The organism is Burkholderia sp. MR1-5-21, from assembly GCF_053427715.1.
The window spans coordinates 79,268-99,473 of sequence record NZ_JBSAXD010000011.1 but is presented as its reverse complement, the minus strand read 5'-3'; the positions used below and the strand labels follow the sequence as shown (position 1 = coordinate 99,473).

The 20,206-nt window shown below is 62.9% G+C and carries 16 protein-coding genes; 2 read left to right on the top strand and 14 right to left on the bottom strand.

Translation table 11 applies throughout. From position 1 onward, the window contains the following. Positions 1-31: 31 nt before the first annotated feature. Positions 32-1,402 (top strand): MFS transporter, encoded by a 1,371-nt coding sequence (locus tag ACV229_RS16960; RefSeq protein ID WP_448084262.1) that lies wholly within the window; start codon positions 32-34, stop codon positions 1,400-1,402. 147 nt (positions 1,403-1,549) lie between these two features. On the opposite strand, the gene ACV229_RS16955 is transcribed toward ACV229_RS16960, so the two are convergent. From ACV229_RS16955 to ACV229_RS16900, 12 genes are all read right to left on the bottom strand, one after another. Then, positions 1,550-1,933 (bottom strand): DUF4377 domain-containing protein, encoded by a 384-nt coding sequence (locus tag ACV229_RS16955; RefSeq protein WP_448084261.1) that lies wholly within the window; start codon positions 1,931-1,933, stop codon positions 1,550-1,552. 342 nt (positions 1,934-2,275) lie between these two features. Further along, on the bottom strand, positions 2,276-3,661 hold the full coding sequence (locus ACV229_RS16950) for an NCS2 family permease (RefSeq protein ID WP_448084260.1): 1,386 nt from the start codon (positions 3,659-3,661) through the stop codon (positions 2,276-2,278). A gap of 765 nt (positions 3,662-4,426) precedes the next feature. Beyond that, positions 4,427-5,296 (bottom strand): polyphosphate kinase 2, encoded by an 870-nt coding sequence (ppk2, locus tag ACV229_RS16945; protein ID WP_448084385.1) that lies wholly within the window; start codon positions 5,294-5,296, stop codon positions 4,427-4,429. Positions 5,297-5,690: 394 nt separating this feature from the next. Then, positions 5,691-7,031 (bottom strand): ABC transporter ATP-binding protein, encoded by a 1,341-nt coding sequence (locus tag ACV229_RS16940; protein ID WP_448084259.1) that lies wholly within the window; start codon positions 7,029-7,031, stop codon positions 5,691-5,693. Between the two features lie 69 nt (positions 7,032-7,100). Further along, positions 7,101-8,852, bottom strand: a complete 1,752-nt coding sequence (locus tag ACV229_RS16935; RefSeq protein WP_448084258.1) for an ABC transporter permease — start codon at positions 8,850-8,852, stop codon at positions 7,101-7,103. A 254-nt stretch (positions 8,853-9,106) separates the two neighbouring features. After that, positions 9,107-10,693, bottom strand: coding sequence for an inorganic phosphate transporter (locus ACV229_RS16930; RefSeq protein WP_448084257.1), 1,587 nt, complete (start codon positions 10,691-10,693; stop codon positions 9,107-9,109). Between the two features lie 604 nt (positions 10,694-11,297). Next, on the bottom strand, positions 11,298-12,140 hold the full coding sequence (locus tag ACV229_RS16925; protein WP_448084256.1) for a peptidyl-prolyl cis-trans isomerase: 843 nt from the start codon (positions 12,138-12,140) through the stop codon (positions 11,298-11,300). 85 nt (positions 12,141-12,225) lie between these two features. Beyond that, positions 12,226-14,025 (bottom strand): ShlB/FhaC/HecB family hemolysin secretion/activation protein, encoded by a 1,800-nt coding sequence (locus tag ACV229_RS16920; protein ID WP_448084255.1) that lies wholly within the window; start codon positions 14,023-14,025, stop codon positions 12,226-12,228. Next, on the bottom strand, positions 14,022-14,162 hold the full coding sequence (locus tag ACV229_RS16915; protein WP_448084254.1) for a hypothetical protein: 141 nt from the start codon (positions 14,160-14,162) through the stop codon (positions 14,022-14,024). Before ACV229_RS16915 ends, ACV229_RS16920 begins: the two co-directional genes overlap by 4 nt. A 3-nt stretch (positions 14,163-14,165) precedes the next feature. Next, on the bottom strand, positions 14,166-16,628 hold the full coding sequence (locus tag ACV229_RS16910; protein ID WP_448084253.1) for a two-partner secretion domain-containing protein: 2,463 nt from the start codon (positions 16,626-16,628) through the stop codon (positions 14,166-14,168). Positions 16,629-16,796: 168 nt separating this feature from the next. Continuing rightward, on the bottom strand, positions 16,797-17,588 hold the full coding sequence (locus ACV229_RS16905) for a hypothetical protein (RefSeq protein ID WP_448084252.1): 792 nt from the start codon (positions 17,586-17,588) through the stop codon (positions 16,797-16,799). Between the two features lie 983 nt (positions 17,589-18,571). Next, positions 18,572-18,718, bottom strand: coding sequence for a hypothetical protein (locus tag ACV229_RS16900; protein ID WP_448084251.1), 147 nt, complete (start codon positions 18,716-18,718; stop codon positions 18,572-18,574). Positions 18,719-18,740: 22 nt separating this feature from the next. Between ACV229_RS16900 and ACV229_RS16895 the strand changes: the two genes are divergently transcribed. Continuing rightward, positions 18,741-19,130 carry a hypothetical protein gene (locus ACV229_RS16895; protein WP_448084250.1) on the top strand — a complete coding sequence of 130 codons (390 nt, stop codon included), beginning with the start codon at positions 18,741-18,743 and terminating at the stop codon, positions 19,128-19,130. On the opposite strand, the gene ACV229_RS16890 is transcribed toward ACV229_RS16895, so the two are convergent. After that, positions 19,123-19,455 (bottom strand): DUF6984 family protein, encoded by a 333-nt coding sequence (locus ACV229_RS16890; protein WP_448084249.1) that lies wholly within the window; start codon positions 19,453-19,455, stop codon positions 19,123-19,125. The genes ACV229_RS16895 and ACV229_RS16890 overlap by 8 nt on opposite strands. Before the next feature lie 139 nt (positions 19,456-19,594). Beyond that, a complete protein-coding gene (locus tag ACV229_RS16885) occupies positions 19,595-19,915 on the bottom strand; it encodes a hypothetical protein (protein WP_448084248.1) in 321 nt (106 codons plus the stop codon). Positions 19,916-20,206: the final 291 nt, after the last annotated feature.

Sequence of the window (20,206 nt, the reverse complement as noted above, 5' to 3'; positions counted from 1 at the left end):
CATCTATCGCCCTTTCTCCAAGGGGATCCAAATGGCTGCCATGGAACCCGGGGCAACGCCCCTCTCCGACGAGGAGGCGCGGCGCCAGTTGCGGCGCGCCGTCATTGCCAGCACGATCGGCACGACGATCGAATGGTACGACTTCTTCCTCTACAGCATCGTCACCGGGCTGGTCTTCGCGAAGCTGTACTTCCCCCAATCCCACCCGCTGGTCGGCACGCTGCAGGCGTTCCTGATCTATGCGGTCGGCTTCGTCGCGCGGCCGGTCGGCGCGGCGATCTTCGGCCACTACGGCGATCGCATCGGACGCAAGGCCACGCTGATCGTCACGCTGCTGCTGATGGGGCTCGCCACGTTCGCCGTCGCGTTCGTGCCGACGTATGCCACGATCGGCATCTGGGGCGCGGTCGCGCTCACGGTGCTGCGCTTCATCCAGGGCGTCGGCGTCGGCGGCGAATGGGGCGGCTCGGTGCTGATGTCGATGGAATGGGCACGCACCAACGCGCATCGCGGCTTCGTCGCGTCATGGCCGCAGTTCGGCGTGCCGGCCGGGCTGTTCCTCGCTAACCTCGTCGTGCTGGCCGTCAGCTGGGCGGCAGGCAGCAGCTTCCTGACGTGGGGCTGGCGCGTGCCGTTCGTCCTCAGCATCGTGCTGGTCGCGATCGGCCTCTACATCCGGCTGAACATCCTCGAGACGCCGATCTTCGCGAAGCTCCTCGCCGAGAACCGGATCGAGCGGACACCGATGCTCGAGGTGCTGCGCCGCCAGCCGAAGGACATCCTGCTGTCGGCGTTCGCGCGCATGGCCGAACAGGCGCCGTTCTATATCTACACCGCATTCGTGTTCACCTACGGCATCACGGCGCTCGGCGCGTCGCGCGACCTGCTGCTCGCCGCGGTGCTCGCCGCGTCGGTCGTCGAATTCTTCACGATCCCGCTGTTCGGCCACGTGTCCGACCTGATCGGGCGGCGGCGGATGTATATCACCGGCGCCATTGCCGTCGGCCTGTTCGGCTTCGTCTACTTCGCGATGGTCGATACGAAGATCCCGGCGTGGATCTTCGTGGCGATCGTGCTGTCGCTGGTGCCGCATTCGATGATGTACGGCCCGCAGGCCGCGCTGATCGCGGAGTCCTTCACAGGGCGGCTGCGCTATAGCGGCGCGTCGCTCGGCTACCAGCTCGCGTCGGTGATCGCCGGCGGCCCTGCGCCGCTGATCGCGACCGCACTGTTCGCGTACTACCGCACGGGCTACGCGATCGCGATCTACGTGGCGGTGTGCGCGGTGTTCAGCGTGGTCGCGGCGGCGATGCTCGGTGATTACACGAACAAGGACATCTCGCGGGAATACGACGACATGCGGGGGATCGGCGACCACGGGCATGCGCCGCCGGTCACGTGACCGGGCGGCTTGCGGCCGGGCGCGTCGAAACGGCGCGATACGCCGATGCCGCTCACACATCGCGGCGGCCGGGCGGCTCGCCGCGTGCATGGCGCCCGACTCGGGAGGCAACGCGGACGGACACGCACGTCCACGTGACTACGTACATCACTCGCTCGCCGGCACGCGCGACACGACGCGCTTGAGCACCCAGTGGATCGACGAACCGTCGGCGGGCGGCTGCGCGACCTTGTATTCGGCGATCTCGAGCACGTAGCGGAAGCCCGGCTGGAAATCGAATCCTTCGATGCCTGCGTACCAGAGGCTCCAGTCCGCGTCCGGCCGATCCTTCACCCGCAGGCATTCCATCGGCGCGACGCCGACGCAGCGCGCCTTCGCGGGCGCGACATGGATCGTTTTCGCGACCGGCTGGCCGCCGGCCTGCTGCGCGCTCGACGCCGGCACGTTGCCCCCGTTCGTTTCGCACGCGGCGAGCACGGCCGCGCTCGCGAGGCCTGCCGTCAGCATCCATGCCCGGACCGTTCGATTCATTCCGAGGCTCCCTTACATTTTTGAAAGAGACGTCTGACCGCCTGCGTGCATGCAGGTTCCGGGCACCGGAGGCGGCACGCTCGAAAGCGTCCCATGCTACGGCACGCCGGCACTTGCGTGTCGCGTGAATCGGCAGTCCGGCCTCATTTCTTCGGAACGGAATGGAACGTAACTGGCCGATCCGATTCGACCCCGTCTCGGCGACGGCCGCCGTAAACAAAAAGAGCCTGGAAACTCGCGCTTCCAGGCTTGGAGACCATCAACGATGATGATGATGGAGGAGACAACATTCTCTCGATGCGCTGCCGCGGCCCTGTCCGCGACAGCGTGCAACGTGTTTCGTCAGATCGCCCAGCCGCCGAGGTAGAACACGACGAGCACGGCCGCGATGGCCACCGTGCCGACGTTGAGCTTGCGGAATTCGCCGCTTGCGATGCGCCCGATCACGAGCGTCGAGAAGCCGAGCATGATGCCCGTCACGATGTTCGCGGTCAGCACGATGAACACCGCGCACACGAGGCCCGACATCGCGTCGACCATGTCGTCCATGTGCAGCTTGCTCACGCTGCTCAGCATCAGCAGGCCGACGTACATCAGCGCGGGCGCGGTCGCATACGACGGCACGAGCGCGGCGAGCGGCGACAGGAACATCACGACGAGGAACAGCAGGCCGACCACCGCGGCCGCGAGGCCCGTCTTCGCGCCTGCGGCCACGCCGACGCTCGACTCGATGTAGGCCGCCGCCGGCGCGCCGCCGAGGAAGCCGGAGAAGATCGAGCTCACCGAATCCGCGGTCAGCGCGCGGCCGCCGTTGATGATGCGGCCGTTCTCGTCGAGCAGGCCCGCCTGCCCCGCGACCGCGCGGATCGTGCCGGTCGCGTCGAACACGGCGGTCATCACGAGCGCGAGCACGCTCGGCAGCACGGCAACCGACAGTGCGCCCTTGATGTCCATCGCGCCGATCAGCGATGCGTGCCCCGGCGCACTCAGCGACGGCAGCGCAAAGATGCCGTGGAACTTCACGTCCGGATCGAACGCGAGGCCGAACGCGGAGATCGCGATCACGACGAGCAGGATCCCGCCCGGCACGCGGCGGCGTTCGAGCCCGAAGATCGCCGCAAGGCCGATCACCGACATGATCACCGGCAGCGCGGTGATGTGGCCGAGCGACACCGGCAGGCCGGCGCCCGGGTTCTTGACGACGAGGCCGACGTCGTTCGACGCGATCAGCAGCAGGAACAGGCCGATGCCGATCCCCGTGCCGTGCGCGACGCCCGTCGGCAGGTTGCGCAGGATCCACGAGCGCACGCCGGTGACGGAGATGCCGGTGAACACGAGGCCCATCAGGAACACCGCGCCGAGCGCGACCGCCGGATGCAGGCCCTTGCCGAGCACGAGGCCGAATGCGGTGAACGCGGTCAGCGAGATCGCGCAGCCGATCGCGATCGGCAGCTTCGCCCACAGGCCCATCAGCAGCGAGCCGAACGCCGTCGTCAGGCAGACGGCGACGAATACCGCGCTCGTGTCGAACCCGGCTTTACCGAACATGCCGGGCACCACGAACACCGAATAGACCATCGCCAGGAACGTGGTGATACCCGCGACGACTTCCCTGCGCTGCGTGCTGCCGCGCAGGGAAATCCCGAAATATCGATCGATGGCGCCCTTGGCGCCGAAGTCTGCCTCCGCGCCGACGCCGGCGACCGGCTGCACCGGGGTATCACTCATGAGCTTGCTCCTTTATCAGCGTGCTGAAACAGCCGCGTCGGGCCGTCGTCAGGTTTGTCTCGTCTCTTCATAGGTTGGTCGGCAACGTCGTGGTGACGGGCGAGCCGCAGTGCGTCTCGTCGGTCCAGAATCGTGGGCTGCCTTGTCTTGCGCGAAGGTCGGGTGTGATTCAACGCACTTTGTATCGGCCGCTTTGTATCGGCCTCGCCATCTGGACTTTGCCGAAGCGAAGGGTAGGCGAACAGAACATCACGTCCTATCGGGCGACGAGCATGCAGCGCATGTCATAGCGCTTATATCGGCTTGAAACGGGGGTTTTCGCGTCGCGAACCGCGTGTATACGCCTAGTTCGGTTTCGTTAAGACGACTATTCGAGTGCCGGATCGGGCAACAAGAATTCAGTCGTGACGACGGTGACGGCCGGCGATTTCCGTGCTATCGCGCGTGGCCCCGCGCAATCGGGCGCACCGGGCCGGACCCGGCCACTTCGGCCAATTTCGTCAAAGGTAGGAGGATAACGCCCGAGGCGGCGAATTCAAAACAGCCGGGCGTCACCGGTGCGGCTGCGGCGACTGTGGTGGCGACTTCAGCGACTTCGGCGACTTCGGTGACTTCGGTGACTCCGGTGACTCCGGTGACTTCGGTGACTCCGGTGACTCCGGTGACTCCGGTGACTCCGGTGACTCCGGTGACTCCGGCGGCTGCGGCTGCGGCCGCTGCCGGGCGGGGCCGGCATGGCGAGGCCCCGTCCGTCGCCGTTTCGCGTCAGTAGACGTCCGGAACGTACATGTCGTCCGGCACCGGATGGCGGATGTAGTCTTCGTGGTGAACGCGATCCGGCAGCACGACGCCCGGATGGTCGACGTCGTGATACGGCACCTGCCCCAGCAGATGCCGGATGCAGTTGAGGCGCGCCGTCTTCTTGTCGTCGGCCCGCACGACCCACCAGCGCGATTCCGGGATGTGCGACCGCTCGAGCATGACTTCCTTCGCCTGCGTGTACGCCTCCCAGCGCCGGCGGCTCTCGAGATCCATCGGGCTCAGCTTCCACTGTTTCAGCGGATCGTCGATGCGGCTCTGGAATCGCAGTTCCTGCTCGTCGTCCGACACCGAGAACCAGTACTTGACGATCTGGATGCCGCTTCTCACGAGCATTTTTTCGAACTCGGGCACCGACCGGAAGAACTCCTCGTATTCGTCGTCGGTGCAGAATCCCATCACGCGCTCGACACCGGCACGGTTATACCAGCTCCGGTCGAACAGCACGATTTCGCCGGCGGCCGGAAGATGGGCCACGTACCGCTGGAAATACCATTGCGTGCGTTCGCGCGTCGTCGGGGCGGGCAGCGCCGCCACCCGGCACACGCGAGGGTTCAGCCGTTGCGTGATGCGCTTGATGACCCCGCCCTTGCCCGCCGCATCCCGGCCCTCGAAAAGCACGATCAGGCGGTGGCCGGAGTTCACGACCCAGTCCTGCAGCTTCACCAGCTCCCCCTGCAAGCGCAGCAGTTCGCGGAAGTAACGCTGGCGCTCGGCGCGCCGTTCACTTTCGTCCGCGGTGCCGGTTTCGAATCGCCGGTCGTCGAGCTCCAGCTCGAATTCCTCGTCCAGACTGTCGATCAGCTCCGCTTGCATGCGCTGGTAGCGATCCAGGTCGGCGTCGGCGTCGGCATCATTGGTCGGAAGAGCTTCTTTCATGGGAGTTCCCGTATTACCTTTGGATAAGCGTGCGCCGGAAACAGGCACACGCGAGGTCGGCGCAACGCCGGTGCGATCCGGCAGTGCGACCTGGTCGATCAGCGCGTCGTTGCGTTCCGCAACGGCGGGCGTCGCGCGTACGAAGGCCCGCATCACCGGTCGAACAGGCCACAGACATGCGGCAATGAAACGACGAAACAGCACATTGCGCAAGCGCGACCGCCGACTGCGGCCGGCCCGTTCGAGCCGGCGCATCCGGGCAATGCGGGCCAAGCGGCTGACCACGTGCGGCGTTCCTGCGCGATTCCCGAGCGAGCGGCGAATGAAACGATCAGGCTTCGACATCGGCAAGACTGAAGATCTCGGTCTTGTCGTTGTACGAGAACACCTCGCCGTAACGGCCCCAGTCGATTACCGCGTCGAGCGTCTCCTCGGCAACGTCGTCGGACAGGAAATCCTCCAGCTCCTGCTCGAAACGCACGCGCGGCGCGCGATGGCCCGGCCGCTCGTCGAGCACCTTCTTGATCCGCGCCGCGAGCGGCACGTGCTTCACCAGGTGGTCCGCGAACATCAGCTTGCGCTCCTGCGTGCCGAACTCGGCGAACACGCGCCCCGGCGGCGTCAGGAACACGTCCCCTTCCCGCACGTCCGCGAAGCCGAGGTACTGCAGCACTTCGGCGATCGGGAACAGGTCGTCGACCTCGAGATGCAGCGTGCGCGCGATTTCCGGCATGTCGGCACGGCCGTGGTACGGCGCCATCGCGAGCGTTTCGATCAGGCCGGCCATCAGGTTGGTCGACACCCGCGGCAGCCAGCTGCCGAGCTCGAGCCCCTTCTTCGTCGCCTCGCCGGTCTGGCGCGCCGTCATCTTCGCGTAAATGTCGTCGACGAGCCGGCGGAACGCCGGGTCGAGACGGTTGCGCGGATGCTTGAACGGCACCTTGATCTCGGCGATCACGCGGCCCGGGTTCGACGACAGCACGAGGATCCGGTCGCACATGAACACCGCTTCCTCGATGTTGTGCGTGACGATCAGCACCGACTTGATCGGCATGCGGCCCTGCGTCCACAGGTCGAGCAGGTCGGTACGCAGCGTCTCGGCGGTCAGCACGTCGAGCGCCGAGAACGGCTCGTCCATCAGCAGGATCGTCGGATCGACAACGAGCGCGCGCGCGAAGCCGACGCGCTGGCGCATGCCGCCCGACAGCTCGCGCGGATACGCGTTCTCGAAACCGTCGAGACCGATCAGGTCGATCGCCGCGAGCGCGCGTTCGCGCCGCCGGTTCGCGTCGACGCCGAGCGCCTCGAGGCCCGCTTCCACGTTCTGCAGCACGGTGAGCCACGGGAACAGCGCGAAGGTCTGGAACACCATCGCGACGCCTTCGGCCGGGCCGCGCAGCGGCTTGCCGAGATAGGTGACTTCGCCGCCCGTCGGTTCGATCAGGCCGGCGATGATCCGCAGCAACGTCGACTTGCCGGAGCCGGAACGGCCGAGCAACCCGACGATCTCGCCTTCGCGCAGCGACAGGTTCGCGCCGTCGAGCACGAGCAGCTCGCTCTGGTTCTTGTCGAACCCGCGGCTGACGTCGTCGACGCGCAGGATCTCGTCGCCGAGCTTCGGGGGAACAGGCTGCGTCTGGGCGGGGGCGCTCACAGTATTCGGGTTTTGCATCGCGTTTTGCTCTCAATAAGGCTCTGAATCAGGCACTCAATCAACTCCGGATCGGGCTCTCGATCAGGATCAGTCGACTCGCAGCTTCGACTCCGCATACGCGTACATCGGGCGCCACAGCAGGCGGTTGAACAAGGTCACGAACAGTGACATCACGGCGATGCCGAGGATGATCTTCGGGAAGTCGCCGGCGGCCGTCGTCTGCGCGATATACGCGCCGAGGCCGTGCGCGGTGACCTTGGTGTCGCCCCACTGCACGGCTTCGGACACGATGCTCGCGTTCCACGCGCCGCCCGACGCGGTGATCGCGCCCGTCACGTAATACGGGAAGATGCCGGGCAGCATCGCCTGGCGCCACCATTGCCGGCCGCGGATGCGGAAGTTGGCGGTCACTTCCTTGTAGTCGTTCGGATACGCGGTCGCGCCGGCGATCACGTTGAACAGGATGTACCACTGCGTGCCGAGCACGATCAGCGGCGACAGCCAGAGGTCGGCGTTCAGGTGGAACTTGACGATCACGATCACGAACACCGGGAACAGCAGGTTCGCCGGGAACGCCGCCAGGAACTGCGCGAGCGGCTGCACCTTCTCCGCCAGCGCGGGACGCAACCCGATCAGCACGCCGATCGGCACCCAGATCACCGACGCGACCGCAATCAGCACCGTGACGCGGACCAGCGTGATGAGCCCGAGCACGAACACGTGCCCGACCTCGTCGAGCGTGACGCCGGTGCGCACGTACGCGACCACGCTCCAGACGACGTACGCGGTCAGCAGGATCACCGCAATGCCCCAGACGATGTCGCCGATGCGCGACGCCTTCCCGGGCTGCGCGTCCGGAAATCGGCTGCGCCCGAACGCCGGCATGCGCATCGGCGTGCGCGCGGCCCGCGACAGCATCCATCCCATCGGCACGAGCGCGCGGTGGATCAGTTGCGTGCGACGCAACACGTCGAGCAGCCAAGACTCGGGCGCGTCGCCGGAGCTCGTGGTTTCCATCCGGAACTTGTCGGCCCACGCGACGAGCGGGCGGAACAGGAACTGGTCGTAAGCCAGGATCACGACCGTCATCGCGAGGATCACCCAGCCGACCGCGCCGAGGTTCTTGTCCGAGATCGCCTGCGCGAGATACGCGCCGATCCCCGGCAGCGTGATCGTATTGTTGCCGACCGTGATCGCCTCGGACGCGACGACGAAGAACCAGCCGCCCGACATCGACATCATCATGTTCCAGATCAGGCCCGGCATCGAGAACGGCACTTCGAGCTTCCAGAAACGCTGCCACCCGGTCAGGTGGAAGCCGCGCGACACCTCGACCAGGTCGCGCGGCACGGTGCGCAGCGACTGGTAGAAGCTGAACGTCATGTTCCACGCCTGGCTGGTCCAGATCGCGAAGATCGCGGCCAGCTCGGCGCCGAGCACGCGGCCCGGGAACAGCGCGAGGAAGAACGTGACGGTAAACGAGATGTAGCCGAGCACCGGCACCGACTGCAGGATGTCGAGGATCGGAATCAGCACCTTCTCGGCGCGGCGGCTCTTCGCGGCGAGCGTGCCGTACACGAGCGTGAAGACGAGCGACGCGACCATCGCGGCCAGCATCCGCAGCGTCGTGCGCAGCGCGTATTCGGGCAGATTCGACGGATCGAGCGAGAGCGCCTGGGTCTTCAGCGTCGAAATCGGGGCGAGCGTCTGATGAAAACCGATCGCCGCCATCGCGATCAGGCAGACGATCAGCGGAAAGGCGATGAAGTCCCAGCGGTTGGGCAGGACGCGCCACGCCGACGCATTGGCGGTGCGGCTCGGGTCAAAGCTGAAATCCATCAGGGACGTTCTCCGTCGAGAGAGTTTGAGCTGGCCGGCGAACGGTACGCGACCGTGGGTCGCAACCGTTCACCGGCGGCCGGAGCGGCCGAGCGCGCACGCCCGGCCTGGCCCGGTATTCATGCACCGCTTCATTGTCGGTGTCGGGGACGCGGAACCCGCGCGGCGCAGTGCTGGCGGCGACGTTCCGGCCGGCGCGGCCCGTCACGGCATGCAGTGCGGCGACCGGCGGACGGCAGCCCGGGGGCGCGTCGTCAGAAAGCCCGGTGCAGCAGCCAGTACAGGCATGCCGACAACGCGATCGATGCCGGCAGGGTCAGCACCCACGCGAGCACCAGATTGCGCACCGTGCTCCACCGCAGGCCCGAGCCGTTGGCCGTCATCGTGCCGGCCACGCCGGACGTCAGCACGTGAGTCGTCGATACCGGCAGCCCGTACGCGTCCGCCATGCCGATCGTCAGCATCGCGACCGCCTCGGCCGACGCGCCCTGGCCGTAGGTCAGATGCGACTTGCCGATCTTCTCGCCGACGGTCACGACGATGCGCTTCCAGCCGACCATCGTGCCGAGACCGAGTGCGATGGCCACCGCAACCTTCACCCAGGTCGGGATGAACTTGGTCGCATGGTCGAGCTGCTTCCTGAATGCGTCGATGACGCCCGCGTCCTCGGCGGAGAACGCCGGCGCCTTCGCCTTCTCCATCAGCCGGATCGCCTCGGACGCCACGTACATGTCGTTGCGCACGTTGCCGGCCTGGTTTTGCGGCACCGCGGAAATCGAGCCCGATGCGCCCACCTGGCCGGCGATCCGGTCGACCAGCTCGCGCAGCGCGGGCAGCGTGGCGGGCGTCATCTGGCGGGTACGCACATACGCCTCGACTTCACCGCGCGCGTCGGCGGGGCGGGCCTGCGAGTCGTCGTATTTCGCGAGCGTCACCGACGCGTGGCGCGCCACGGCGACGAACGTGCCGGTCTGCTCGGACGTCACGGCCTTGTTGAGCGCGTACGCGGTCGGCATCACGCCGATCAGGATCAGCATGATGAGGCCCATGCCTTTCTGCCCGTCGTTCGAGCCGTGGGCAAACGATACGCCGGTGCAGGTCAGGATCAGCAGCGCGCGGATCCAGAACGGCGGCGGCGTGTTGCGCTTCGGTTCCTCGTAGAGCGCCGGCACGCGCACGACCGCCTTCAGGATCAGCAGCAGCAACGCGGACAGCAGGAAGCCGGCAATCGGCGAGAACAGCAGCGCCTTGCCGACGCCCAGCGCCTGGTTCCAGTCGACGCCGCTCGTGCCGGACGGACCGCTGAGGAACTGGTTCATCAGGCCGACCCCGATGATCGAGCCGACGAGCGTGTGCGAGCTCGACGACGGCAGGCCGAAATACCAGGTCGCGAGGTTCCATACGACCGCCGCGATCAGCAGCGCGAACACCATCGCGAAGCCGGCGCCGCTGCCGACCTGCAGGATCAGCTCGACGGGCAGCAGCTGCAGGATGCCGAACGCCACGGCGCCGCTCGACGTCAGCACGCCGAGGAAATTCCATGCGCCGGACCAGATGACCGCCAGGTGCGGCGCGAGCGAGCGCGTATAGATCACGGTCGCGACCGCGTTGGCCGTGTCGTGGAACCCGTTCACGAACTCGAAGCCGAGCGCGATCATCAGCGCGATGCCGAGCAGGAAGTAAGGAAACGCTGAACGCTCGACAACCGTGTCGAGATCCGTGGCGAGCTGGGTGATGACGAAGGTCGCGCCTGCGACGAGGAGGATCAGGAAGACGGCAAAGCCAAGGTTGCGAGTACGGCTGCCGGACACGCTGACTTGCGCGGCGAACGGATCGGACATGGTCGAATGAACAAAGTAGCTGGCACGGAACGAAGACTATACGACTCGCATGTGACCAGCGCGTTAATTCGCATCAAAAAATAATGGAGCATTTCGCCATTTTCAATATCCGACTTTTCATTCCGTAAGGTATGTGAAAAATACTTTCGCAATGCTTTCGGGCGTTGCGTTTCATGCATGAGCCTTGCCATTTTCTGCATACGGTTTGGTGCGGCCACTCTGGCCTGCCGCCCAGAGAATCCGTGCATTTTCAAGCAATTGGCCGATAGCTCGCCGCCGGCGGAAAAAGCCCGGCCCAGTAATATCGAGTAATAAAATATTCGCCGGGCATTTTTATTATTCGATTCATCGAATCATCCGGGTCAGCCGAATATGCCGCGCGCCCGTGATTCGGCATGGATAATCGCCGTCGTCGACCGCGACGAAACACCGTCGATCCGGAAACTCCGGCGCTCAGGCTCATCCAGCCGTGGTGAGCATCCAGCCAGCTCGAGATGATTCTCGAGCGAAATGGCGCGGACATGGGCCGCCGGCAACGGCAGCCGCTCTACCTTGCTGCGAGGCCGGCGGGACGGGTGTTTGTGCGGCACGCCGATGACCTCGGTTACGGCTGAATCGTCGCACTCTTCAGCAGGCCGCCCACGAACTGCGCGCTCGCCCTCTCGAGCGCAAGCGCCTCCAGCTGCTGGCGGATCGTGGCCTGCGCCTGATTGTAAGCCGGCACCTGCGTCGGCCGTTTCGCGTCGAGCTTCGCGATCGCCCGTGCGCCGGCGACCGGGATCGAATCAGGCGTGATCGCGCCCACCGGCAGTCTTTCCAGCGCCTGAGCAAGCGTGACCGGCAGCCCGGACGTCTTGCCCTCCGTGGCCGGCGTCTTGAAGCTCACCCACGGCAGTTCCCCGCCGGCGTCGCGGCTCGGCGCGATGCTGTACTGACGCGCGAGTCCGTCGAATGACTTGCCCGCCTTCAATTCGGCAAGCACGGTGGCCGCCGTCGCCGCATCCGTCACGACGATCAGGCGCGGCTTGTACTCGTCCTTGCCCAGTGACTCGACGATTTCGTCGTAGCGCGACTTCACCTGCGCGTCCGTCACCGGCTCCGGCTTCACGTTGTCCTTCAGGTACAGCTGCGTCTCCGCCTTGGCCTTCGCGACCTGCATCGCCGCCTGTACCTCCGGCTTTCCGCCATAGTTCGCTTTCTCGGCTGCCTGCTGGATCAGCACGTGCGCGATCAACTGGTTCTTGATCGCCTGGCGGATCTGGGGGGTGTCCGGTTGCCTGGAAGCGCGCAGCACCGCGTCGACTTCCGTCTGTGTAATCGCAGTGCCATTTACCGTCGCGACTGTACCCGTCGGCTGCGGCGCGGCCGCGGTCTGGGCGTAAGCTGAGCAGCTCAGTACGCCGACAAGCGCCATGGCCGTCAGGATGCGATTTAGTGTCGTGTTCATCGTCGTCTCACCACTTCGAATAAAAAGGCGCGGAGACAGGTCGCCGCGCTAAAGCACCCGACCCAGAGCGGTCAGGTGCGACCATTCAGTAATTCCAGTTCATCGTGGCCAACACGAGCGTCGCTTTCGGACCGAGCGCAGCCGGTTGCGTCAACGCACGGCCGACCAGCACCTCACCGGACAGCATCTGCTTGTGCCACTGCCATTGCGCACGCAGCCCTGCGCCCGCGCCTGCCAGGGTCGGAAAACCCGATGCCCCGACGAGGCTCGCCTTGCCCGCATCGACGAATACATACGGCTCGATTCGGCCATCCGTCCAGGCCGGCGCGTTCACCCACGCGAGCTCGTTGCGCGAGTACAAACCCCGATCACCCGCGATCTCGCCCGAGCGGAAACCACGAATCGTGTCCATCCCACCCAGATACAGCTGCTCCGAACCGAACAGTGCGACGTTCGTGTACTGGCCACCGAGCACACCCCGATACGCGAGCAAGGCACCCGCTACCTTCGGCAGCGGGAGCGTGAACGCAGCGGTCGCGTCGACCTTGGTGAACTGGCTGTGCGCGTCCTCGCGTGCGATGCCGTGCGGATCGTGATTGGCGCCGAGCCACGGCAAGCCCTGCGACAACCCGGCGTTGACCGTGAAGTTGCCCTGCGCGTCGTTCATCACGAACTTGTGCAACCAGTTGCCGCCAAGGCGAAACACGGCAACGCGCTGCGGATCGAGATCGATCCCGTTGACCTCACGGTCGGTGCGTCGCCACGACAGCGTCGCGTCGACACTGGTGATGTCGCTCACGCTTCGGCTCACCAGGTAGTTCCAGCCGAAGATGTGCGAAAGCGTGCGTCCGTACTCGAGCGCGGTGGTACCGATCAGCTGTTGGTACTCCGAATCGGATATCGTGTAGCTGAACGTGTGGCGGCCGAACGGCACCGCGAACGAGCCGACGAGCGCATTGCTGTCGAGGCTATCGAGGAAATTCACGCTCAGCGATTCCTGCAGGCCGAGCAGGTTGTCGGCCTCGACGCCGGCGCGGTAACGCGTCACGCCAGTGGCGGAGCTTCCGTAATTGTCGACGCCGAGCGTGTAGTAGAGCCGGTCACCCGGCTTGTTGCCGATGTCGACTACCGATTCGCCCGGGTTCTGGCCCGGCAGGATCTGGATCGTCGCCTGATTGCGACGCAGGCGGTTGATCTGCGCGGCGCCCTGATCGATGTCGGACAGGCGCAGCGAATCGCCCGGCGAAGCCGGGAACGCGTTCTCGTAGCCCGCATCCGTGAACCAGCCGCCGCCGGATGACCGCTCGCCCGGCTTCAGCCGGTGGATCGGCTTGCCGTTGATTGCGAAGTTCTCGATCAGGCCGACCTGAATCGTGACCTTCAGCGTCCCGGTCGCCAGATTCTGTGGGCCGAGCAACGCGCGCGTCGTCACGAAGCCGCGTTCGACGAATACGTCGGTAAGCCGTTTCAACAGCACGTTGATTCTGTGCGAGCCGAGATCGTGAGCCACGAACGGGGCAACGACCGCGTCGAGCTGCTTGCAGGAGACGCCACCCGGCGGCTCGAACGGCTTGCCGTCGGGTGACAACAGCACGATTCGGCTGACCGGAAAGGTCGGCCCGGACTCTGTGATCGCGTCCACCGGGGTGTCGGGTGGAATGTCGAGCGTCGTCTCGGATGTCGGCGCGATCGTGATGGACGCCGGCGGTTGTTCGAGCTGGCGTTGGCGTTCCTGTTCGCGCTGCTGTTCGATGATCAGTTGCGCGGGATCTTGTACGGGGCGGCTGGCCGGAGGCGCGGACTGCGCATGCACGGGAGCGTGGAGCAAGGCGAGGCTCGCGGCAAGCAGCGGCAGCTTCAATCGGGGGAATGCGGGTGCTTTCATCGTTGTTGTGCATGCGGGTGCCCGTCAACGGGCGCGGCGGTGCCGACAGAGCGGTCCATCAGAGCAGCGAGCATGATCGCGACGGCGAGGAATGCCACCACGGCCAGGCCGAGACGATTTTTCGTTCGGTAGTTCATCCGTTACCGCCACCACCACGTCGTCAGCCCAAGGTGCTGGTCGATCTGCACCGGCGTGCGTGACGGCGCGCGGACGGTCGTGATGCCGCCGGCTGCCGTCACGCCCTTGCCACCGCCGAACGCACCGCCATCGATCACGCCGTCGCCGGTCAGCGTCACGCTTCCGTTTGCGGTGAAGCCGCCGCCGATGTCCATCGCGACGATTTGCGCCCACGTGCTGCCGAAGAACGCCTTGAAGCCGCGATGCTGGTTGATCGCCGAATAGCCGGTGACGCCCTGCGCGTAGGTCACGGGCGCGTCAACCTTGATGTCGCCAGTCGCATAAGCGTTGCCGCCGATGTTGCGGGCGACCGTGCCGGCCTTGATGTCGATGTCGCCGCCTGCCTGAATCGTGCCGCCATACGGCGTGACGTTGCTCGAGGCGTCGGCACGGCAGAAGATCCAGCAACTGCGCGTGTAACTCGCCTGGCCGGAGAACACGGCGGCATTCGTGAAGGCCTGTTGCGCGGCGATTTTCACGTCGGCGTCGTTCGACTGGACGATCCCGCCGGAATTCGTGAAATTGCGCGCTGAGATCGTCACCGGCCCGTTGGTCGCAGCGATATAGGCTAGCTGATCCGGCTGGTTGACCGAGCCGTAATCGACGTTGAAGCCACTCGTCGTGTGCGTGAAGAACAAGAAGCTGCTACCGCGGTCCGTGTAGGCGGTCGGCTGCCCGCCGTTCGTGCCACCGGTATGGTCGATCACGTTCTGCACGTCACCGGTCGCGCTCAGGTCGATGGCCCCGTTCGACAGGATGCGGGCGTTGTCGTTGATGATGTTTCCGCCTGCCGTCAACTTGGTCTTGCCGTTGGCAGCAAAGATAATGCCGAGGTTGCTCGCGGACGACCGGTTCGTAATGTCTCCGCCGGCGTTGAGCATCACGTCCCCGCCGGCCGTGGTGCCGTCGCTTGCCGTCGTGCCAGCTTGAATCATGCTACCGGTGCTGGTGATCGCGCCGCTGCTCGTCAGGGTGATCGTATTGCCTGCGCTCAGCGTCGACGGTCCGGATGCGTCCTCCGACAAGGCAATGTTGCCCGCCTGAACCGTCCCGTTATTGGCGGCGCCCAACTGCGCGCCCTGAATCGATAACGTGCCGGGCGTCGTAATGGTCATGTCGCCGCCGGCTTTGATCGAGCCGTCTGCAATGGTCACACCGCCCGCCGCAGTCAGATCGGCGTTCCCGTTCGACTGGACGCGAGCATTGTCGTTGATGATGCTACCGCCGGCGTTCATCGTCGTATTACCGTTGGCGGCAACGACGATTGCGGGGTTACTCGCAGTCGAACGATTCGTGATATCGCCCCCGGCATTCAGCACCACCTCTCCGCCGCTCGTTGTGCCGTCGCTGGCCGTCGTGCCCGCCTGAATCCGGCTGCCGGTGTTGGAAATTGCACCGCTGCTCGTCAGGCTGACCGTGTTGCCGGCACTCACGAATGAGCGGTCAGATGAATCGTCCGACAGCGCGATGTTTCCGGCCTGTACCGTCGTGTTATTCGCAGCGCTCAGTTGCGCGCCTTGCAGCGATACCGAACCTGACGTCGATACCAAAATGTCGTGCTCGCTTTTGATCGAGCCGTCCGCGACGGTCACGTCTCCGGTCGACGTGACGACCACGTCGCCAGCACTCGCATAGACATTACCCAGGCTATGCACACCTGCGCCCTTATCGGTGACGATCAACTGCACGCGCCCGGCTGTCAGACCACCGGCGGCCGTGATGTCAACCGCGACAGACTTGTTGGTCGTGCCGGACGATGACATGCCGATCAGCCAGTCGTGTGCGTTGTCTTCCGGCGAGAACCCGGTGTCGTAGGTCGTCGTGCTACCGCCAACGATCGCGCGGATGCCGCCGGTTGAGCTGGTATAGGGGTTGGTGACAGGACCGTTGACACTCAATTGTTTGGCAATCAGGTCAAGGTTGACGAGCGTGCCGGACAGGCCGCCCGGCCCGATCGTGATCGCGCCCCGATCGGTCGTCAGCACCACGTTGCGTTGGAGCACGCCCGGAGCGAGCGTCAGGTCATTGAAGCTGACCTGTCCGGTGGACAGCACGACGTGTCCCGTATTCGTGAAGCTGCCACCATCGACCGTGATGCCGTTCGGGTTCGCGAGGATCACATTCGCGCGCGGGCCGAGTACGTTGATGTTGCCCTGGATCAGCGACGGGTTCGTGCTCGTGACCTGATTGACGATCGTGCGCGCGTTGATGCCGACGTTGTTCAGGTCGGCGCCGGCCTTCGAGACGTTGAATGATGAATAGGTGTTGTTTGAGACGCCGCCGATTGCGGGGGCGATATTCACTGTTTGACGCCCGCTCACACCATTCAAGACGGTTGTTGCGGTGCCCCCGTCCGCGACGATGCCTGCAGCCAACGCCACCGACGGTCCATTCAGCATAACGCCCATGGCAATGGAAACTGCCATGGATAGAGACGTGAACCCCGCCCCCCTGATAATTCGATCACTTGCCGTCATGTCCCACCCAACCGATAGAATTAGGATGCCTTAACTAGCATGCCATTCTGTAGCTGCGAATCTCCACCTTCTCCTCAACCATCGACACGCCAGCTGGAGATCCGCTATATCAGCAGCTCAATTTTCTTTTTTGCTCAAACCGGCGTCGGTGACTTGCGAAACGCCTCTACTGACCAGCAGTCCCTGCCTGAACTGCGGGACAACGCTCATTAACGCCTCATCGACCCCCTGAATTGCATGTGGCAAGTCTTTGACGAGATCAGAATAGAACGGGTAGCTATAGGGGTCCTTTGCGATCTTGAAGAAGATGTTCTGCGAGAAGATCGGTTCCAACGTATCGGCCTTGAAAATCCGTATCTGACTATTGACAGTGCGCACGTAGGGCCAGCCAAGACCATTGGCGCCATAGCCAGTGGTGTTTGGTGCAATCATGATCGCGTCCGCACCTGCGTACGCCCCCCCTTTCAACGTAGGATGAAGCCAATCACCGGCAATTTTTGGCATGCCATCCTGATCGAGATCGATTTCCTTCACCTGATAACCTTGTGCACGCAATTCAGCCTCAAGCGCCTCGATGTACTTGCCGTTCAGGCGGGTATCACCAAGTTGGCTTTTGACGAGGCTGTCGAAGTCCTTGTTTGTACGCGTGGACACGGCGGCCGCACCCCCGGCGATCGCTCCGCCAATCGCGGCCGCAATCAGCCCAACGCCGGGAATCGGCACAAAAATCGGTCCGCCGGCACTGACTGCAAAATACTTCGTTGGTTTTGGCACATTTACGGCGATTGTTTTGATTGCAGACATCTTCTGCGCATCGTATTCAATTTGAGGTTTCGATGCGCACGCACCAAGCATTGCCACCGACACAACAGAAACCACCAAATAATTTACTCTTGCCACCTTCAACATATTAGCCCCGCTCCGTCAGAATTGGCATTTATCGTTACCACACACCACTTACTATCGCGACCAACTTAACCCCATTAACTTCAAGGCAGCATATTCCTGCCATCAATCTCGGCGAACCAGCCATTTGCAGCCGTTGCAGGTGCATCTCTGAGGCGAAGCAACTTCGCCGACTGCCACAATCTAAATTCTGCACTACTTCCCAGTTTTTTCAGTCACACTGCTCCAACACACTCGGACTCATCGAAGTGCAATCCACGTAGTTCCCTGCATGCGGATGTGACTACCCTATGCCCAACCAGTATATTTTTCGTCAACAATTGTAAAATATTCGCATTCCTAATTTATAGATAAGATCTTTCAGACTCACTGACCAATCCTAAAACAATCGATACAAGCCCGCCCTGTCGGTATTGATCTACCGAGGCCAGTTTAGGGAAATCCGACTTGCCGGGTGCAGTGTCACCGACAAACCCGGACCAGAGTTATTTGTGGCAACTCCGCTCCTGGGTACTACTGCTCTCCTCAGCGGACGAACGGTCCAGTTATTCCTCTTTCAACTCGCGGATCGCCCCCCATTGATGAGACTCACTCCGAGAAATATGCGCCGCCATCATGGGCTACTGTTACTGTAATCGGCTCACCCTGAAGCACCGAATCCACGTGCCGCTTGCCTTTCGACAAAGAGAAGCCGCAACTGCCCCCCTTTAACAGAAAGAACACCCCCTCCAAATATGAACCAATCAATCAAATATGACACACCAAGTTCCGCAATAACACTAATTGGAACATCAATCCTCATAATTGCGTGTAGTCAGCCGCAAAATTCGTCAAATCGTCAATACAACCAACTCGACCGACAATATAGTCCACTCCTCAATTTCTCACGACGGCATTCCATACGCACCCAGCAACTCATTCCGCGCCATACATGACGACTCTCGCCCCCTTATCGCCCGCGAGCTTCGTTAAATAGCAACTCAACCTTAACTCATTAATTTTTCGACGACCAAATATCCAACAAACACGATAGCCACACCAATCAACAACCAATAGACGATTTTTTGCGCCTTGGTCATGTGTTTCCATTGCTCTGGAGACGGTCCACCTCCTACTGCCGGCATTTTCTCCACCTATTTTCACCAGTACCTACTGGTGTCGAACGAATACTTACAGACAAATCGTCCATTCACACACCCGCTGCATGTCGCCAACAATCTGATTCTTCCAGTTGGTCAGCGTGCCAACCGGATCGCCGTACGTCCTTTTCGCCCAGTCGACGAAAGCATCTTTGATCTCGGAAACCACGCCACCGTTCTTAGCGGCGCCGCCGTACGGCTTGCACTACCTCCGTCGTTGTTCAAGGCCTCGTTCTGCGCCGCAATCGCACCGGCCATCGCGTTCTGGCCAGTTAAACCCGCGACGCCGCAGCCATCAAGCACAGACCCGGTTCATAGCCAGATTCGTTTTACCGACTGCGTCGGCAGAAGCATCGACATGCCAAGCATGAACACGATTCGAGCGGACACGAACCTAGTCATTTGATAACCGAAGGAAACCGCTTCAACGGCGAGAAATCAACTTTCCAAATATCGAGTTCATATAGCTCGCCGTGGTCGTCCAAGTTAACTGCGACCATGACGGGTACGCCATCGATATCGACGAACTCTTTTTCCACCAATTGCTTTCCAAGATGACGCGGTTTGTCGTCTGGTCGGCAGAAGAGCACCCCCCGCATCCCTCCGTCGTTCATCTCTTCAACAACCGCATCATCCAGTGAAGCAAGAAGATCACTTGCTTTGGGCCCGCCAGCAATCAACGCAACCAACAACACTCGCTCGTCGTCTCTCAATCTTCTCACCCTAAACATAGTCACCCCGGAGGCGTAATGCGGCCAACGTTAATCGTCCCGTTGGGGAGCTTGAAAGCACTGTAGTTGAAGGTGTTTCCGTTCACAACGACGATGCCGTTCTAAATTGGAGAGCCTTCTAGCCCAACTGCATCAAGCTCTATTGCGACGGACGTCTATCAAAACGCTTGTCTAGATCCTGTTCGGACTTAAACCCCATGAGCAACCCGATTTCTAGAAGTTTTACCGCTGCCGCACCGGTTAATCTGAACGGAATGCTCTCCAGCGCTCCCACGACGTATTCATATGCAAGGCCGTATTCCCCAGCGTCAGCATTGAACTCGTTGATCTGGGCCAAATGTTCGTCATAGGTCAGTCCACCTGGTGGATAGTATTGAGCGACTTCCGGCTGGGCCTTCATCTCGTCGAGAATGAAATCCAGGTTGCCTTCAATCAACGCATTGTCAGAGATCGGGTTCATTTCGGGTTTCTCGGCAAATTTGTCGGATCGCCTGTCACGATTCGACCTTTCGCGGGGTTGACGACGACTTTGATGTCAACTCCGTTGATCGTACCAGTGCCTGTGACATAGCCATTTCCCGGCGCAGGCTTCGACCAAGCCGTGCGCTGATCTGTAGCAATAGGTTGTTTGAGTCGGTCGGTTACGGCTTCCCACCGTAATCCCGCTGCATGTCGCCGACAATCTGATTCTTCCGGTTGGACAGCGTGCCAACCGGATCGCCGTATGTCCATTTCGCCCAATTGACGAAAG